The organism is Mesorhizobium sp. L103C131B0, from assembly GCF_000502275.1.
Taxonomy (GTDB): Bacteria; Pseudomonadota; Alphaproteobacteria; order Rhizobiales; family Rhizobiaceae; genus Mesorhizobium.
Map to the genome: position 1 here is coordinate 635,721 of NZ_AYXC01000002.1, position 17,097 is coordinate 652,817.

20 protein-coding genes and 1 pseudogene are annotated in these 17,097 nt (G+C 62.5%); 15 read left to right on the plus strand and 6 right to left on the minus strand.

Annotated elements, in window-relative coordinates; all coding sequences use genetic code 11:
• Positions 1-66 precede the first annotated feature (66 nt).
• On the minus strand, positions 67-207 hold the full coding sequence (locus X730_RS23095; RefSeq protein ID WP_023825773.1) for an entericidin A/B family lipoprotein: 141 nt from the start codon (positions 205-207) through the stop codon (positions 67-69).
• Between the two features lie 65 nt (positions 208-272).
• Between X730_RS23095 and X730_RS158240 the strand changes: the two genes are divergently transcribed.
• From X730_RS158240 to X730_RS158200, 12 genes and pseudogenes are all read left to right on the plus strand, one after another.
• Positions 273-902, plus strand: coding sequence for a DUF1638 domain-containing protein (locus X730_RS158240; RefSeq protein WP_023753434.1), 630 nt, complete (start codon positions 273-275; stop codon positions 900-902).
• A gap of 114 nt (positions 903-1,016) precedes the next feature.
• Positions 1,017-1,592 (plus strand): DUF4893 domain-containing protein, encoded by a 576-nt coding sequence (locus X730_RS158235; protein WP_023670399.1) that lies wholly within the window; start codon positions 1,017-1,019, stop codon positions 1,590-1,592.
• A gap of 110 nt (positions 1,593-1,702) precedes the next feature.
• Positions 1,703-2,484 (plus strand): annotated as a pseudogene (locus X730_RS01000000164215) (formyl transferase).
• Between the two features lie 56 nt (positions 2,485-2,540).
• Positions 2,541-2,807 carry a DUF6290 family protein gene (locus X730_RS158230; protein ID WP_023735234.1) on the plus strand — a complete coding sequence of 89 codons (267 nt, stop codon included), beginning with the start codon at positions 2,541-2,543 and terminating at the stop codon, positions 2,805-2,807.
• Positions 2,795-3,310 carry a GNAT family N-acetyltransferase gene (locus X730_RS1000000165825; RefSeq protein ID WP_081731010.1) on the plus strand — a complete coding sequence of 172 codons (516 nt, stop codon included), beginning with the start codon at positions 2,795-2,797 and terminating at the stop codon, positions 3,308-3,310. Before X730_RS158230 ends, X730_RS1000000165825 begins: the two co-directional genes overlap by 13 nt.
• Before the next feature lie 273 nt (positions 3,311-3,583).
• Entirely contained in the window at positions 3,584-3,886 is a 303-nt protein-coding gene (locus tag X730_RS158225) for a virulence factor (RefSeq protein ID WP_023670397.1), read from the plus strand.
• Entirely contained in the window at positions 3,879-4,502 is a 624-nt protein-coding gene (locus X730_RS158220) for a methylenetetrahydrofolate reductase C-terminal domain-containing protein (protein WP_023688112.1), read from the plus strand. The genes X730_RS158225 and X730_RS158220 overlap by 8 nt, the downstream gene beginning before the upstream one ends.
• Positions 4,499-5,590: a methylenetetrahydrofolate reductase gene (locus X730_RS158215; RefSeq protein WP_023825774.1), complete on the plus strand. Its 1,092-nt coding sequence runs from the start codon at positions 4,499-4,501 to the stop codon at positions 5,588-5,590. The genes X730_RS158220 and X730_RS158215 overlap by 4 nt, the downstream gene beginning before the upstream one ends.
• Before the next feature lie 80 nt (positions 5,591-5,670).
• On the plus strand, positions 5,671-6,645 hold the full coding sequence (locus X730_RS158210) for a methyltetrahydrofolate cobalamin methyltransferase (RefSeq protein WP_023670394.1): 975 nt from the start codon (positions 5,671-5,673) through the stop codon (positions 6,643-6,645).
• Positions 6,596-8,725: an ASKHA domain-containing protein gene (locus tag X730_RS158205; RefSeq protein WP_032909833.1), complete on the plus strand. Its 2,130-nt coding sequence runs from the start codon at positions 6,596-6,598 to the stop codon at positions 8,723-8,725. The genes X730_RS158210 and X730_RS158205 overlap by 50 nt, the downstream gene beginning before the upstream one ends.
• Before the next feature lie 186 nt (positions 8,726-8,911).
• Positions 8,912-9,079 (plus strand): hypothetical protein, encoded by a 168-nt coding sequence (locus X730_RS1000000168080; RefSeq protein ID WP_196813564.1) that lies wholly within the window; start codon positions 8,912-8,914, stop codon positions 9,077-9,079.
• A gap of 250 nt (positions 9,080-9,329) precedes the next feature.
• Complete coding sequence (locus X730_RS158200) at positions 9,330-10,295, plus strand: alpha/beta hydrolase (protein WP_023825776.1); 966 nt, start codon at positions 9,330-9,332, stop codon at positions 10,293-10,295.
• Between the two features lie 125 nt (positions 10,296-10,420).
• Here the strand turns inward: X730_RS158200 and X730_RS158195 are convergent, their stop codons facing one another.
• Entirely contained in the window at positions 10,421-11,320 is a 900-nt protein-coding gene (locus X730_RS158195; RefSeq protein WP_023670389.1) for a LysR substrate-binding domain-containing protein, read from the minus strand.
• 202 nt (positions 11,321-11,522) lie between these two features.
• Here X730_RS158195 and X730_RS158190 point away from each other — a divergent pair, with 202 nt between their 5' ends.
• The 3 genes from X730_RS158190 to X730_RS158185 all read left to right on the plus strand — a co-directional run bounded on the left by X730_RS158190 (position 11,523) and on the right by X730_RS158185 (position 13,494).
• Positions 11,523-11,708 (plus strand): hypothetical protein, encoded by a 186-nt coding sequence (locus X730_RS158190; RefSeq protein WP_023681786.1) that lies wholly within the window; start codon positions 11,523-11,525, stop codon positions 11,706-11,708.
• Positions 11,709-12,071: 363 nt separating this feature from the next.
• Positions 12,072-12,206, plus strand: coding sequence for a hypothetical protein (locus X730_RS1000000169065; RefSeq protein WP_023681787.1), 135 nt, complete (start codon positions 12,072-12,074; stop codon positions 12,204-12,206).
• Positions 12,207-12,555: 349 nt separating this feature from the next.
• Positions 12,556-13,494 carry a GlxA family transcriptional regulator gene (locus X730_RS158185; RefSeq protein WP_348524244.1) on the plus strand — a complete coding sequence of 313 codons (939 nt, stop codon included), beginning with the start codon at positions 12,556-12,558 and terminating at the stop codon, positions 13,492-13,494.
• A gap of 13 nt (positions 13,495-13,507) precedes the next feature.
• Here X730_RS158185 and X730_RS158180 read toward each other — a convergent pair whose 3' ends face one another.
• The 4 genes from X730_RS158180 to X730_RS158165 form a co-directional block, all read right to left on the minus strand.
• Positions 13,508-14,305: an ABC transporter ATP-binding protein gene (locus X730_RS158180; protein ID WP_023696446.1), complete on the minus strand. Its 798-nt coding sequence runs from the start codon at positions 14,303-14,305 to the stop codon at positions 13,508-13,510.
• Positions 14,302-15,075, minus strand: a complete 774-nt coding sequence (locus X730_RS158175) for an ABC transporter permease (protein WP_023688107.1) — start codon at positions 15,073-15,075, stop codon at positions 14,302-14,304. Before X730_RS158175 ends, X730_RS158180 begins: the two co-directional genes overlap by 4 nt.
• A gap of 90 nt (positions 15,076-15,165) precedes the next feature.
• Positions 15,166-16,116 (minus strand): ABC transporter substrate-binding protein, encoded by a 951-nt coding sequence (locus tag X730_RS158170; RefSeq protein WP_023825777.1) that lies wholly within the window; start codon positions 16,114-16,116, stop codon positions 15,166-15,168.
• 99 nt (positions 16,117-16,215) lie between these two features.
• Entirely contained in the window at positions 16,216-17,061 is an 846-nt protein-coding gene (locus X730_RS158165; protein ID WP_023825778.1) for a DUF1194 domain-containing protein, read from the minus strand.
• Between the last annotated feature and the right edge of the window lie 36 nt (positions 17,062-17,097).

Genomic DNA, 17,097 nt, shown 5'->3' on the forward strand with positions numbered 1-17,097 from the left:
CACAATCGAAAGCCGCGCCTTGCAGCGCGGCTTTTTTGTTCCCAGCTATTGGAACGGATGGCTGCGTCAGGGTTTGGTGACGGTGTCGTCGACGGTTTTCGCAGTCGATTTGATATCCCGGCCGACACCACGGACGGTGTTGGCACAGGCCGTAAGCGCCAGGACGCAGGCAAGGATTGCAATCGGCGCAACGCGTAACAGTTTCATGGACGGTTTATCCCTCTCTCGATAGATTCGCCCCACAGCAACGAAGGCCGCTTCGACCGGGTTCCATGGCCAGAATGCAAAAAACGAAACCGAATCAGGACGACAGGCTGCTGGTCATCGCCTGTGGAATGATTGCGCGCGAAGTTTTGGCCGTCAAGGAGCAGCTCAAGCTCGACCATCTCGACCTGACCTGCCTGCCGGCGGAGTTCCATTTCTACCCCGACCGCATCGCACCGGCGATGGACAAGGCGATCGAAAAGGCCAAGGCGGAAGGCTATAGCAACATCTTCGTTGGCTATGCCGATTGCGGTACCGGCGGCATGCTCGACCGGGTTCTGGAGAAGCACGGCGTCGAACGCATGGCCGGGCCGCACTGCTTTGCCTTCTACCAGGGCATGGACGCCTATGCGAAGGTCGCCGACGCCGACATGATGTCGTTCTACATGACCGATTTCCTGTGCCGCCAGTTCGACGCCTTCTTCATGAAGCCGCTCGGCCTCGACAAGCACCCGGAGCTGATCAAGGACTATTTCGGCAACTACCAGAAGCTGATCTACATCGCCCAGACCGACGATCCGGAACTCGACAAGGTCGCCGAGAAGGCCGCGAAGATGCTTGGCCTCGCCTATGAGCGCCGCTCGACGGGCTATGGCGACCTGACGGCCGGGCTGGCGCAGGCCGCCGCCCACGCCTGAAGCGGTTCTTGAGCCGGGACGCTGTCGAGAACAGATGACAGGCCGCCGCGAATGGTTAAGTTGTGAGCCATAAGCAAACAGGCTGATTCAGCCATCCGAACACGGAACGTCCCGATGACCCCTCGCGTCCTGCTCGCCGCCCTTGGCCTCCTCTGCCTCGTCTTGCCCGCTCGCGCCGACGGCGAGGTGCAGAAGATCATCACGCCTGCCGACAAGGTTCGCCTCGACAAATATGGCGAGACCCGCAAGGCGGCGCTGGCCGAGGCAAAAGCGGGAGACCCGGCTGAGGTCAGCCAACTCGACGCGCTGCTGGCAAAGCCGATAGTGGCCTTTTCCGACAAGGACCTGAGCGGCAACTGGCAATGCCGAACCATCAAGGTGGGCCTGACCGGCCCGCTGGTCATCTATGGCTGGTTCAAGTGCAAGGTCACGGACGATGGCTCCGGTTGGCAGCTGGAAAAGGTCAGCGGCTCGCAACGCACCAAGGGCCGTTTCTTCGACGATAGCGAAAAACGCGCGATCTATCTCGGCTCCGGCTATGTCAATGACAACAAGCCAAAACCCTATGGCAGCGGCCCGGAAAGCGACCAGGTCGGCTATGCCTTCCGCACCAGCGCCAATGAATGGCGCATCGAATTCCCGGCGCCCTACTACGAATCGAAACTCGACATCATCGAGTTCAAGCGCTGATCCGTTGGTCTCTCGCTGGCCGGGCGGTCATCAAGATTTAACCTCGCCCGGCACAGAATTGAGCCGGGCAGCGCACGGCAAATGGCTGCGCGCCGGCAAGAAAGCGCGCCATGGCATCAGCGGTTGAAAAAAGTGCTGCGATCGTCATCGTCACCGAAGGCGGGCCGCACATCTGGGCCATCGTCAACGCCATCGCCGACCAGTTCGGTCCTGTCAGCGTCATCCTCGAAAGCCCTGAATCCAAAAAACAATTGCTGCTCGGCCGGGCGCGCCGCCAGGGCTTGTTTTCGGCCATCGGCCAGCTTGGCACGATGGTGCTGACCAGGCTCGGCAAACGCCTCTTCGCCGGGCACGCGGAGCGGCTGATCGCAGCGCAAAACTGCAGACAGAGCCGAGGCCGGGACAAAAGATCATCCACGTCTCCTCCGCCGACGGGCCCGATTGCCTGCAGGCGGTCGCCGACATCCGCCCGGGCGTGGTGCTGCTCGCCGGCTGCCGGATTTTGTCCCGGCAGACGCTGGCGCAAATGCCCTGCCCGGTGCTCAACTACCACGCCGGCATCGCGCCCAAATACCGCGGCATGAATGGCGGCTACTGGGCGCTGGCCTCCGGCGATCTCCAGAATTTCGGCACCACCGTGCATCTGGTCGACGCCGGCGTCGACACCGGCGGCGTGTTGAAACAGGCGCGCGGCAAGCCGGAGCCCGGCGACACTATTTCGAGCTATGCGTTGCGCCAGGCGGCGTTCTCGCGCGACATCTGCGTCGAGGCGGTCCGCGGTGCCTTGGACGGCAAGCTTGTCACGATCGACCCCGGCCTGCCGTCGAAACAATGGTACCACCCGACGATCTGGTTCCATCTCTGGACCGGTGTGCGCCGGGGTGTGTGGTAAGGCACTGTCAATCTGACGGCTTGTACGCTATTGTCATACAGAAAGCGAGTTTGCCGATGTCAAATATGGCCCCCCTCAGTGTCCGCGTCACCTCTGATGAACGTGACATTCTTGAAGCCGCCGCCAGTCAGGCAAACACCAATCTCAGCGACTTTATCAGGCGCAAGGCGGTCGAAGCCGCCGAAATGGAGGTACTGGACGGACGTATCGTGACGATTCCGGCCGCCGATTGGGAAAAGTTCGAGGCGTGGGCGAAGTCTCCCGCGAAAACCCGTCCTGGGCTGCGGAGGCTCGCTGCCTCACGGCCTGTATGGCAGGACTAACGCCTCCCCGGCCTCTTGCGGCGGATGACGACAGAGAGGCCTTCGATTGCGGTCGCGAGTCGCTCAACAACTGGCTTCGCCGCCATGCCTGGCGCAATCAACAGGATGGGACCTCGCGCACCAGCATCATTTGTGATCTCGCGACCGGGGCTATCGCCGCCTATGTCACCTTAAGCACGGGTCAAATCGAGCGCGCCCATCTGCCAAAATCGGCGCAACGCAACCGCCCCGATCCCATTCCAGTTATCTTGCTCGGCCAGCTTGCCGTGGACCGGCGGTATCAAGGTCATGGCTGTGGACGTTCGCTTCTCCTTTTCGCCTTGAGAACAGCGGTGCGGTTCTCAAGGGAAATAGGCTGCTTCGGTGTCCTGACGCATCCGCTCGATGATGATGTAAGAGGCTTCTATCTCGCCTTCGACTTTGAAGATCTCCCATTCGACCCAAAACGCAGCATGATTGTTCGGATCGCGGATTTGAAACAAAACGGCTTCGAGGACGAATGACGACGCTGTTGGAAAAGCGGCGATGTTCACCCTGCCAGGCGGTTTGTACGCACCCTCTTACCCTCGCCTCAGGCCATCTCAGTCCGTAACAAAGTCAAAGATTCTTGCCTTTCTTTTTGCGACGTCCAATAGCGTCGCTTTTGAATGCGCGCGCGTCGTCCCATAACAAGCAGCCCCACTGCGCATCCGGCAATGCTCGCACCTGCTGGACAAAGTGGTGGAGCGTCGTTTCCCTCATGGACGCACGGCGCTCTACAGGGAGTGAGAGAATTCATGGCCGATCTGATTGTCGTCTATTGGCGCGACATCCCCGCCCAGGTCATCGTCAAGAAGGGCCGGCAGAACGCCAAGCGCGAACTGCCGCTGCGCTTCACCGAGGCGATCGATATGTGCGCCATGCGCACCGGCGCCGGCGGCACCGACGATTACCTCGCCGAATGGCGCAAGGCCGATCCGATCCCGGTCGGCGACGACCTCGAAGCCGAGGTCGAGAAGGCATTCAGCGACATCGACGCGAAATACGACCGCGAGCGGCTGGTCGCTCTGGTCAAGGCAGGCGGGAAAGAAAATGTCTGAAACCACTCCTGCCAAAGAGGGGCCAAGGGTTACCCAGCCGGTTACCCAGGCCACTCAGGTCAAGAAAGCAGCGCCGAAATCGGACTACAAGCCGGCCGACGTATCGCCGCAGCGGCGCGTGCAGCGCTCGTTTGCGATCAGGCTGTGGTCGATCCGCCACTCGCGATTGCTCGAATGGTTCTACTCCAGGTTCGCCGACATGTTCCTGCTTCTTCATCCGCTTTGGAAAGGCCTCGGCTATGGGCGCGTCGAGGCGCCGATCAAGTTTGTCGAAAGGCGCGTCAAGGGCTTCATGTTCGACTGCCGCATGTGCGGCCAGTGCATCCTGTCCTCGACCGGCATGTCGTGCCCGATGAACTGCCCCAAACAGCTGCGCAACGGCCCGTGTGGCGGCGTGCGCGCCAACGGCAATTGCGAGGTCGAGCCCGACATGCCTTGCGTCTGGGTCAAGGCCTGGGAAGGTTCGCGGAACATGGAGCATGGCGACAGGATCCTGACCGTTCAGAAGCCCGTAGACCAGTCGCTGCGCGAAACCTCGGCCTGGCTGCGGGTGACGGCGCAGTCGGCAGCGGCCCGTGAAGCCGCTGCCAAAGCCAACACTGGAGCGGCCGCGTGATCGGCCGCCAGCGCGACGAAAACCCGGCCGGCATCCATCTGCCGCTCGATCCCCTGCCCGGCCACTCCTCACGTGGCCGACTGGAGCGTGTGCTGCGGCGCGGCGAATTCGCGGTCACCACCGAGCTCAACCCGCCCGACAGCGCCGATCCCGAAGACGTCTATAACCGCGCGAAAATCTTCGACGGCTGGGTCGACGCCATCAATGCCGTCGATGCCTCCGGCGCCAACTGCCACATGTCTTCGGTCGGCATTTGCGCGCTGCTCACCCGCATGGGCTACGCGCCGATCATGCAGATCGCCTGCCGCGACAGGAACCGCATCGCCATCCAGGGCGACGTGCTGGGCGGTGCCGCCATGGGGGTCGCCAACATGCTGTGCCTCACCGGCGACGGCGTCCAGGCCGGCGACCAGCCCGGCGCCAAGCCTGTCTTCGACCTCGATTCCATGTCGTTGCTGGAAACCTGCCGCATTATGCGCGACAACGGCAAGTTCCTGTCCGGCCGCAAGTTGACGACGCCGCCGCAAATTTTCCTCGGCGCCGCCGTCAACCCCTTCGCGCCACCCTTCGATTTCCGCCCGATCCATCTCGGCAAGAAGATCGCCGCCGGCGCGCAGTTCGTGCAGACGCAGTATTGCTTCGACGTGCCGATGTTCAGAACCTTCATGCAGAGGGCGCGGGACTTGGGGCATACGGAAAAAGTTTTCATCCTGTGCGGCGTCGGCCCGCTGGCTTCGGCCAAGACGGCCAAATGGATCCGCTCCAACGTGCCGGGCATTCATATTCCCGATACCATCATCAAGCGGCTGGAAGGCGCGCAGGACCAGAAGAAGGAAGGCAAGCAGCTCTGCACCGACATCATCAACGAGGTGAAGGAAATTCCTGGTGTCTCCGGCATCCATGTGATGGCCTACCGCCAGGAGGAATATGTCGCCGAGATCGTCGATGAATCGGGTGTGCTGAAAGGCCGCCAGCCATGGAAACGCGAGATCCGCCACGACGATCAGATGATCGCCGACCGGCTCGAGAGCATACTGCACGACGACATTACCGAAACGCAGGTGGATATGGTGAAGACCGCGCACTGACAGCGCGGACGGCCAGCCATTCGCTTGAATGAAACCAGACAACGATATAAAGAAATCTTTATATCAGGCGGAGAGACTTCATGACCCGGACCATCGTCGCCTCGGCGACACGAGAGATCATCATCGGCTTCGACCAGCCTTTCTGCGTCATCGGCGAGCGCATCAACCCGACCGGCCGCAAGAAGCTGGCGGCCGAGATGATCGCCGGCAATTTCGAGACAGTCATCAAGGATGCGCTGGAACAGGCCGCCTGCGGCGCCACCATGCTCGACGTCAATGCCGGCGTCACCTCCGTTAATCCGAACGAAACCGAACCCGGCCTGCTGGTGCAGACGCTGGAGATCGTCCAGGGCCTGGTCGACCTGCCGCTGTCGATCGACTCGTCGGTCACCGCCGCCATCGAGGCAGCGCTCAAGGTCGCCAAGGGCCGCCCGCTGGTCAACTCCGTGACCGGCGAAGAGGAAAAGCTCGAAGCCATCCTGCCGCTGGTCAAGAAGTACAACGTTCCAGTCGTCGCGATCTCCAACGACGAGACCGGCATTTCGATGGACCCGGATGTGCGCTTCGCCGTCGCCAAGAAGATCGTGCAGCGCTGCGCCGATTTCGGCATTCCGGCGCATGACGTCGTCGTCGACCCGCTGGTGATGCCGATCGGCGCGCTGGGCGATGCCGGCCGCCAGGTGTTTGCGCTGCTGCGCCGTCTGCGCGAAGAGCTCAAGGTCAACACCACCTGCGGCCTGTCCAACATTTCGTTCGGCCTGCCGCATCGCCACGGCATCAACGCCGCCTTCATCCCGATGGTGATCGGCGCCGGCATGACTAGCGCTATCATGAACCCGGTTCGGCCGCAGGAAATGGAAGCCGTGCGCGGCGCCAATGTGCTCAACGGCACCGACGAGAACTGCACCAACTGGATCCGCACCTACAAGGATTACAAACCGGCCGAAGGCGGCCAGGCGGTCGCAGCGCCCACCGCGGTTAACGCTCCGGGCGAAGGCGGCGGCAATGGCGGTCGCCGGCGCGGCGGCCGTGAAGCCCGCATGGCCAGGGGATAAGCGCGCAATCGTGAACTCGCCTGCAAACATTACTGATCCGCTCGTGCTGTTCATGCCGTCAGGCAAGCGCGGGCGGTTTCCCGTCGGCACACCGGTGCTCGATGCCGCGCGTCAGCTCGGCGTCTATGTCGAGAGCGTCTGCGGTGGCCGCGCCACCTGCGGTCGCTGCCAGATCGAAGTGCAGGAAGGCAATTTCGCCAAGCACAAGATCGTCTCGTCCAACGACCACATCTCGCCCAAGGGCGCCAAGGAAGAGCGATATGAGCGCGTCCGCGGCCTGCCCGAGCGGCGGCGCCTGTCCTGCTCGGCGCAGATTCTCGGCGACCTCGTCATCGACGTGCCGCAGGACACGGTCATCAACGCCCAGACCATCCGCAAGGATGCCGACACGCGCGTCATCGCCCGCGATGCGGCAATCCGCATGTGCTATGTCGAGATCGAAGAGCCCGACATGCACAAGCCGCTGGGCGATCTCGACCGCCTCAAGATCGCCTTGATGAAGGATTGGGGCTTTAAAAACCTCGAATTCGATTTCTACCTGATGCCGCAGGTGCAAGGCATACTGCGCAAAGGTAACTGGACCGCGACCGCCGCCATCCACAAGGATGCCGAAAGCGACATCGCCCGCGTGATCGCACTGTGGCCCGGCCTCAAGAACGAGGCCTATGGCCTGGCCTGCGATATCGGCTCGACCACCATCGCCATGCATCTGGTGTCCCTACTGTCGGGCCGCGTCGCCGCCTCGTCGGGCACCTCCAACCCGCAGATCCGCTTCGGCGAGGATCTGATGAGCCGCGTCTCCTATGTGATGATGAACCCGGACGGCCGCGAAGGCATGACGGTCGCCGTGCGCGAGGCGATCTCGGGCCTGGTCGACAAGGTCTGCGCCGAAGGCAATGTCCAGCGCAACGACATCCTGGATTCCGTCTTTGTCGGCAATCCGATCATGCACCATCTGTTCCTCGGCATCGATCCGACCGAACTCGGCGGCGCGCCCTTCGCACTCGCCGTCTCGGGCGCGGTGCGCATCAAAGCCTCCGATATCGGCCTGAAGCTCAACCAGGGCGCCCGCCTCTATATGCTGCCTTGCATTGCCGGCCATGTCGGCGCCGACGCCGCAGCCGTGACGCTGTCGGAAGGCCCGCACCGCCAGGACGAGATGATGCTGATCGTCGACGTCGGCACCAATGCCGAGATCGTGCTTGGCAACCGCAAGCGGGTGGTCGCAGCCTCCTCGCCCACCGGTCCCGCCTTCGAGGGCGCGGAAATCTCCGGCGGCCAGCGCGCTGCCCCCGGTGCAATCGAGCGCGTGCGCATCGACCCCGATACGCTGGAGCCGAAATACCGCGTCATCGGCTCTGAACTCTGGTCCGACGATCCCGGCTTCCTCGACAGCGTGCAGGCGACCGGCGTCACCGGCATTTGCGGCTCCGGCATCATCGAGATCGTGGCCGAAATGTACCTCGCCGGCATCATCTCCGAGGATGGAGTGATCGACGGGTCGCTGGCCGAGCGGTCGCCGCGCGTCACGGTCAACGGCCGCACCTTCTCTTATGTCTTGAAGGAAGGCGAACCCAAGATCACCATCACGCAGACCGACGTGCGCGCCATCCAGCTTGCCAAGGCGGCGCTCTATGCCGGCACCAAGCTTCTGATGGAAAAGCAGAACACCGAACATGTCGACCGCATCCATTTCGCCGGCGCCTTCGGCTCGTTCATCGATCCGAAATACGCCATGGTGCTTGGGCTGATCCCGGACTGCGACCTCGACAAGGTATCGGCCGTCGGCAACGCCGCCGGCGCCGGTGCGCGCATGGCGCTGCTCAATCGTGGCTATCGCCGCGAGATCGAGGACACGGTCAGCCACATCGAGAAGATCGAGACCGCATTGGAGCCGAAATTCCAGGAGCATTTCGTCTACGCCATGGCGCTTCCCAACAAGGTCGATCCGTTCCCGAAACTGTCGGCGGCGGTGAAATTGCCGCCACGCAAGACCGTCAGCGAGGATGGCGTCGCCGGCGACGCCGCCCCGCGACGGCGTTCGCGCGAAGGCCATGCCGCCAGGCGCAGCCGGGGATAAGCCGTCTTCCGAAGGCCGCCAATTCGCCCAATTTCATTTGTATGCAAATGTTTCCAGATCGCACCGATCTGGAAACCGAAACGCTGTTTTGGCGCAATACGTCCGATACAGACGTGAAGCATTTAACGGACATCGAATGGCGGACCGGGCTATTCCGCCGCCACAACGCTCCAAAGGAGAATAGAGATGTTCGAGACCCTCGGCCGTTTTCGTGCGGCCATGAAGAATGCACAGGCCGTGCGCGCCATGAACAACCTGCCACCCGAAATCCAGAAGGACATCGGCTGGCCCGTGTCGCCGCGCATCGACGCCCAGACCAACCTGTCGCGTCTGATCCTAGGCTCGGGCCGCTGATGACCTTCGCCGACAAGTGCAAATTGCTGACCAATCGCCGGGACCGCCGCGTGGTCCCGGCTGCGACCGACATCAAGCTTCGCGCCGCGCTGCTGCCCCGGCGCTGAGCCGCGCTGCGCAAAACAGCGGACGTGGCTGATCAAACAACCGTGTTGGCTTGGGCCAGAATCTTGACATTTCGGCTGGAGGTACGATCTTCGAGATAGTGGGGAATTCTCTTAGTCGGCTGCTGCCGAGCTTGTGTATTCGAATGCCCAGTTTCAAAAGCCACCTCGTTTCCTTCATCCTCCGGCACAGCCGCAAGAAGGCATTTGCCAGCCCGGAAAACCTGCAGCGCTGGATCGCCTATGCCCGCAAGACCGAGGATCATCATCCCCCGGCATTGCTGCGGGAGCGGCTCGATATCACCGAGCGCAGCGTCGATGGCTTTCCCGTCTACGAGATCGCGCCGAAGGTGGGCGAACGCAGGCGCATCCTCTACATGCATGGCGGCGCCTATGTCTTCCAGATCACATCCTATCATTGGGGGTTGATCGCCGAGATGGCCGAGCGCTTGGGTTTCGGCATCACCGTGCCGATCTATCCCATCGCGCCGGAGCATGATTTCCACGCCATGTTCGGCATGGTCGGCGACGTCTACCGGCAGATGCTGGATGAGACCGACGCTGAAGACATCGTCTTCATGGGCGATTCCGCGGGCGGCAACATGGCCGTCGTGCTGACCATGATGGCGGCTGAGGAAGGCCTGCCCTTGCCGTCGCGCCACGTGCTGATTTCACCCGGCCTCGACATGTCGCTGTCCAACCCCGAAGTGTTCGAGGCGGAACGCAACGATCCGTGGCTCGGCATTTCCGGCGGGCTGGAAGCGATCCGCATGTACAGTGCCGGCATCGATCGCAGCGACTGGCACATCAGCCCGCTCTATGGCGACCTCTCGGTGCTGCCGCAGACCCTGCTTCTGACCGGCTCGCACGACCTGCTCAGCCCCGACAATCTGATCTTCGCCAAAAAGGCGCGCGCTGCCGGCGTCGACGTCCAGGTCGTCTACGAGGAAGGCATGTTCCACGTCTGGCCGCTGATCGAGATGCCGGAGGCGCGTCGCGCCAGGGACAGCATCGTCGCCTTCCTTGAAGGCGAGCCCACCAAGCGGCGCGCAACTGCGCGGCGCACGGCGCGACCCGCTCTCGCGGCGCGCCCCGCCCAAGCAGCGGAATAGCAGAGCAATTCCAGGAAAAGTGTAAAACGGTTTTCCCGGCAAAAGCGTGTAGCGCTTTCCCTTGGGAATTGCGTCAAAACAAGGAGTTAGAGCGGCTCGCCGTTTCCGTGAAACGGTGAACCGCTCTAGAACTTGCCGGTTTCGCGGAAAAGCTCGAACGTCGCACGGATATGGTCGGCGACGGCCTTGACCGGCGCGCTGGCGTCCGGCGACACCACCATCGCCAGATTGTAGGTGCCGATATCGGGCATGCCGTCCTTCGGGCAAAGCTCGACCATGTCGTTGCCCAGGAACGACTTCGGCAACGGTGCAACCGCGAGATCCGACATGATGGCGGCGCGCTGGCCTGCCGTGTGGGCGCTCATATAGGCGATGCGGTAATTGCGGCCTTCACGGCTCAGCGCATCGAGCGCGCCGGCCCGCCAGGCGCAGCCCTCTTCCCACAGCGACACCGGCAAAGGCTCGCGCAGATGCGCGCTGCCGCCCTTGGCGCCGGCCCAGACGATCGGCTCGGTGAGCAGCACCTCGGCGCCGAGTGCGCTGGTCTTGTAGGAATTGGTCAGCAGCGTGATGTCGAGCGCCCGGTCGTCCATGCGGCGGCGCAGATTGCTGCTCTGGTCGATGGTGACGTCGACGGCAATCGACGGATGCGACTGCGCGAAACGCTTCAGCACATGCGGCAACACGCGCTCGCCATAGTCGTCCGGCGAGCCGAGCCGCACCACGCCGACGATCTCGGGGATGATGAACTTCGACACCACCTCGCGGTTGATCGACAACAGCCGGCGGGCATAACCGAGCAGCATCTCGCCATCCGTGGTCAGCGTCACCGAGCGCGCATCCCGCGCGAAAACAGAGCGCCCGAGAATGTCCTCGAGCTTCTTGATCTGCATGGAGACCGCCGACGGCGTGCGGAACACCGCATTGGCCGCCGTGGTGAAACTGCCGGTCTCTGCAATGGCCACGAAGGTGCGCAAAACGTCGAGATCGAGCAGCGGCAGCGGATGATTGAGTGGGGCGTTCATCGGGATCGACCTTCAATTTTTCTGATGTGAAGCATCATTCCATTTCGTTTGATTGAACATCAGATTGGGAGGATAGTCAACTCCATCGAAGGCAGGACGTGCCATGGCTCCAACGCTCCTGACACGGAATTGCACTCGATGCGGAATATCCAGGCGACGGAACGCGTTCATGCGGGACGTGCCACAACCAAAGGAGAATGAAATGTCTATCCTGTCATCCATCGGTCGGCTTGCGACCGAATTGAGCGCGGCCCGCGCCCGCTTCCAGACCGAACGTGCGATCCGCTCGCTGCCGATCGAACTGCAGAAGGATATCGGCTGGCCTGAAGCTGCCGACACCAAGACCGGTGCACGCCACGGCGTCGGATCCTGGGCTGGAGCAAAGTAAACCATTGTGTACCTTGTGCTGAAGGCCTGCCGCGCAGACCAGCCCGGCAGGCCTTCTCTATTGGCCCTGCAGGCTTTCTCCAACTTATTTGCACTCAAATGATTTTCAGAGCCGTGTCGCCGCTGCATGGCGCATATGCGTCACTTGCATGGCGCCTCAATGTCGCCGGTAACACACTGTAAGTAATCGTAAATTTTGGGCACCATGCCCAATAATGTCGCAAACGATGTCGCATTTCCATTCAAGCGCTTCGCATTTGCGATTTAGTTTCTGCTCACGCATGCCTATATCACCGTCAGCAAACGAGCTGCCCCACTCCATCAAGCGAAGGCGACCCGTCTGAGCAACCGATAGGAGATGATGATGAAGCTTTTTGCCCGCCTCTTTGCCCGCCGCGAAATGAACCTGACGACCGCTCTCGAGCGCCAGCGCCTTGCCAATACCATGCCCGGCCAGACCGGTGCCATGAATGCGGTGCGCCTCGGTTTCGTTGCCTGAGATAACGGCTAGCGCTCAGCGCTTCCCTGCCGCTGCCGATAGTCGATAACAGCGCCGCTTCGGCTTGACCGAAGCGGCGTTTCTCATTTTTGGCACCTATGCCGCCGCCACCATGCCCAATCCGTCGGCAGCCCGTGCCTGTCATCCCGGACGATTGCTCATTTGCGACCCATGTCGCAAATATAGTTTCCGCTTAGCCCCCTAGCCGATTGACAGGAATGGTTTTTCCTGATGTCGCTGTGCTGTTCGCGACATCCTGTTCGCGCCATGGCCGCGTGAGGTTCCCTTGAACGCCGTAAAGCATCCGATCAAGCGATCGTTTGTATTCTTCCTTGTCCCGGACTTCACCATGATCGCCTTTGCGACGGCGCTCGACCCGCTGCGCTCGGCCAACCGCATGCTCGGCTATGAGGCCTATCGCTGGCGCCTCGCCAGCATCGACGGCAAGCCGGTGCGCGCCTCCAACGGCGTCGAATGCGCCGTCAACACCTCGCTCGAGGAAGAGCGCAAGAAAATGGCCGGGCCGGATCGGCCGAACATGGCCATCGTCTGCAGCGGCATGAATGTCGAGCGCTACCAGAATAGGTCGGCCTTCGCCTGGCTGCGCGAGGAATACAACAGAGGCGTCGCCGTCGGCGGCCTGTGCACCGGCGCGCATATCCTTGCCGCCGCCGGCCTGCTCTCCAACAAGCGCTGCGCCATCCATTGGGAAAACCTGCCGGGCTTTTCCGAGGCCTTTCCCAAGGCCAACGTCTTTGCCGACCTCTTCGAGATCGACCAGAACATCTACACCTGCGCCGGCGGCACCGCCGCCCTCGACATGATGCTCAAGCTGATCGGCGACGATTTCGACGACAATCTGGTCAACCGCGTGTGCGAGCAGGTGCTGACCGACCGCGTGCGCAGCCCCACCGACCGCCAGCGCCTGCCGCTGCGCGCCCGCCTCGGCGTGCAGAATTCCAAGGTGCTGACCATCATCGAACTGATGGAAGGCAATCTCTCCGAACCGCTGTCGCTGATCGAGATCGCCGACCATGTCGACCTGTCGCGCCGCCAGATCGAGCGCCTGTTCCGCACCGAGATGGGCAGATCCCCTGCCCGCTACTACTTGGAAATCCGCCTCGACCGCGCCCGGCATCTGCTGATCCAGTCCTCGATGCCGGTGGTCGAGGTAGCGGTCGCCTGCGGCTTCGTCTCGGCGTCGCATTTCTCCAAATGCTACCGCGAACTCTATGCCCGCTCGCCGCAGCAGGAGCGCGTCGACCGCAAGCAATTGCTGGCGGCCTGATCCGAAAACGCACTCAGGCTTCGGCGGGCTGCGCCTGTACTGTGCGCATCGCCTCGACGCGGATATCCTCGGTCAGCCGCGCCTTGAGCGCCGAGAACTCCCGGCTGGTCTTCAGCGTATAGTGACGCGGATGCGGCAGGTCGATGGCGACATCCGACTTGATGCGGCCTGGCCGCGCGCTCATCACGATCACCCGCGAAGCCATGAAGATCGCCTCCTCGATGTCGTGGGTGACGAACAGCACTGTCTTCTTGCGCCGCTCCCAGATGCCGAGCAGCAGTTCCTGCATCAGTCCGCGCGTCTGGTTGTCGAGCGCACCGAACGGCTCGTCCAGCAACAGGATTTCGGGGTCGTTGGCCAGCGCCCGGGCGATCGCCGTGCGCTGCTGCATGCCGCCGGACAGCTGCTTTGGCCAATGGTTCTCGAAGCCCTTGAGCCCGACGAGGTCGACATAGGAAGCGACGATCCCGTCTCGCTCCTTTTCGGCCATGCCACGTTCGCGCAGTCCGAAGGCGATATTCTGCGCCACCGTTAGCCACGGAAACAGCGTGTAGGACTGGAACACCATGCCGCGATCCGGTCCCGGCCGCGTCACCGCCTTGCCGTCGAGCAGCACACGGCCTTCGCTCGGCGCTTCCAGTCCGGCAACGATCCTGAGCAGCGTCGACTTCCCGCAGCCGGACGGCCCCAGAATGGTGATGAAGTCGTTGGCCGCGACCGCAAGGTCGACCGGCATCAGCGCCTTGACCGGCTGCCCGCCGCGCACGCCGGCGAAGGTTCGCGAGACGCCTTCGATAAGCAACTTGCTCATGCCAGGCTCCAGGGAAAGAGCCAGCGATTGAACGCCTTGAAGGCGAAGTCGGACAACAGTCCGATCAGCCCGATGACGATGATGCCGAAGATGATCTGCCCTGTCGCCAGCCGCGACTGGCTGTTGATGATCATGTAGCCGATGCCTGAGGACGAACCGATCAGCTCGGCGACGATGACATAGGTCCAAGCCCAGCCGAGCACCAGCCGCAGCGTCTCGGCAATCTCGGGCGCATTGGCCGGCATGATGACCCGTTTGACGATGCCGCTGTTGGTCGAACCCAGCGTATAGGCCGCCTCGACCAGGTCGCGCCGCGTCGAGCCCACCTTGACCGCGACGATCAGGATGATCTGGAACACCGAGCCGACGAAGATGACCAGCAGCTTTTCCAGCTCGCCAATGCCGGCCCACAGGATGAGCAGCGGAATGAAGGCCGAAGCCGGGAGGTAGCGGGCGAAGGAGACGAACGGCTCCAGAAACGCCTCTATTGGTTTCCAGGCGCCCATGGCGATGCCGATCGGCACGGCGACGATCGACGCCAGCAGGAACCCGCCGAAGACCCGCCAGATGGTGATCAATATGTCGAGCCAGAAGCGGTCCTCGACCAGCAGCCGCCAACCATCCCGCAGCATCGACAGCGGGTCGGCGAGGAAGATGCGGTTGACGTGGCCGCCAAGCGTGATCCACGCCCAGAAGGCGACGAACAGCACGAAGAAGGAAATGCCAAGCACGGTTCGAATGCCCGGCGACACCGGATGCAAGGGGCGCATCTTCAGATCGTCCGCATCGTCAAATCATCACTTGTCCAGGAGAGAGCGGCGGCCCTAGGCGCCGCCGCACAATGGTCAAAGGCCGGACTATCAGTTCGCCACCGCGCTGGTGTCGGCCAGCGTGGCAACATCTGGCGCTTCCTTGATCAACCCCATCTGCAGCAGAAGCTCGCCGGCGGTCTTGGAAAAGTCCTGGAATTCCTTGGTGAAGAACTGCTTGTTCTCCGCCTTGTCGGCCCATTTCAGGTATTTCGCCGAATCCTCGAATTCTTTCGCAGACTGCTTCACGTCGGCGCCCATGATCTCGTAGGATCTCTGCGGATCGCTCTTGATCAGGTCGAGCGCTTCGAAATAACTGTCGGCCAGCGCCTTGGCGGCGTCGGGATTGGCGGTGAGGAATTCAGGCGTGCAGCCGACCGTGTCGAGCACCATCGGGTAGTCGAGCGTGGTCGCCAATATGTGGCCCTGATCGGACTTGTCGCGCACCGCCGAGATGAACGGCTCATAGGTGACCGCCGCATCGTTCTGGCCGGCGAGGAAGGCTTGCGCCGCCGCATCCGGTTCCAGGTTGACGACGGTCACATCCTTGGTCGACAGGCCGTTCTTGTTCAGCACCCAGGCCAGCATGAAATAAGGCGACGTGCCCGGCGCCGAGGACGCGACATTCTTGCCCTTGAGGTCGGCGACGGTCTTGATGTCGTTGCGCACGACAATGCCGTCGGCGCCATAGGATTTGTCGAGCTGGAAGATCTGCTTGGTGGTCACCCCTGAGGCGTTCCACACCAGCCAGGTCTCGACCGTGGTGGCGGCGCATTGCAGGTCGCCGCTGGCGATGGCGAGCGGCCGGCTGGCCTGCGGCACCTTCTTCAGGGTCACGTCGAGGCCATGCTTCTCGAAGATGCCGGCCTGCTTGGCGAGCGTCAGCGGCGCAAAGCCGGTCCATCCGCTGATGCCGATGGTGACCGATGTGGCAGCCTCGGCCGGCACGGATATTGCAGCCGCAAGCGCCAATGCCGCGGCAGCGACGATGGTCTTGTTCATGTCGGTTCCCCTTGTTTTTTCGGATGTCGAATTGTGTCACAGACGCCCATGGGCTTGTCAATGAAGCCGGCCCTTCACGGCAGCGTGATGATGCGCACGCTAACGCGCATCGAACATCCAGCTGCGGTCGCGCCACATCTTTTCGCCGACCTGGCAGTCGGTCGGCCGGTCCTGCGCCAGCACCACCAGCGGATGCCCGGCCTCCTCGCTCGCCCGTTGCGGCGAAGCGGCGCCGGCCAGCTCCAGCACCAGCTTGCGGCGGATCGCTTCGGGAAACTGCGTCCAGTCATTGACCGGGATCATGAAGGATCCGGGACCGCCGATGACGCAGTCGCTGTAGTAGCGGTCGAGATTGTTGACGTCATAGGCGCCGCCGAACCCGCTGCGCGTCATCAGCGGCAGGCCGTTGATGATGATGCCTTGCTTGACCACCGCGTCGCGGGTGATGTCGACGGGCGGGCCCTGGTTGTTGGGGCCGTCGCCGGAAATATCGATGACGCGCTTTGTCCCCTGAAAACCGCTTTCGGCGAACAGATCGCTGCCGAATTCCAGCGCGCCGGAAATCGAGGTGCGCCGGGCGCTGGCCGGCGGATGGGCGGAAAGCTGCGCGGCCACCCGCTCGGCATCGGCCCGGCTGGCGATCACCGTCCACGGCACGACGACCTGCTGCGTGGTCGCTCCCGCCCATTCGACATAGGTGACGGCGACCTTGCCGTAGGCGCCATCGGCGATGGCTTGCAGAACATTGTCGTGCGTCAGCGCCGCCGCATAGCCGTGACGCTGGATTTCAAGTTCGCCCGGCGACATCGACAGCGACACGTCGACGGCCAGCACCAGCTCGACGTCGACCGGCTCGCCGGCTTGAACCGGCGGCACAAGCCAGAGCACCAGCGCCAGTGCGGCGCTGCCTGAAAACAAATGTCGTGCGCAAGAAAATGCAGACATGCCCGAAGGTAAGCGAAAATCGGCTGCTGACAAAGC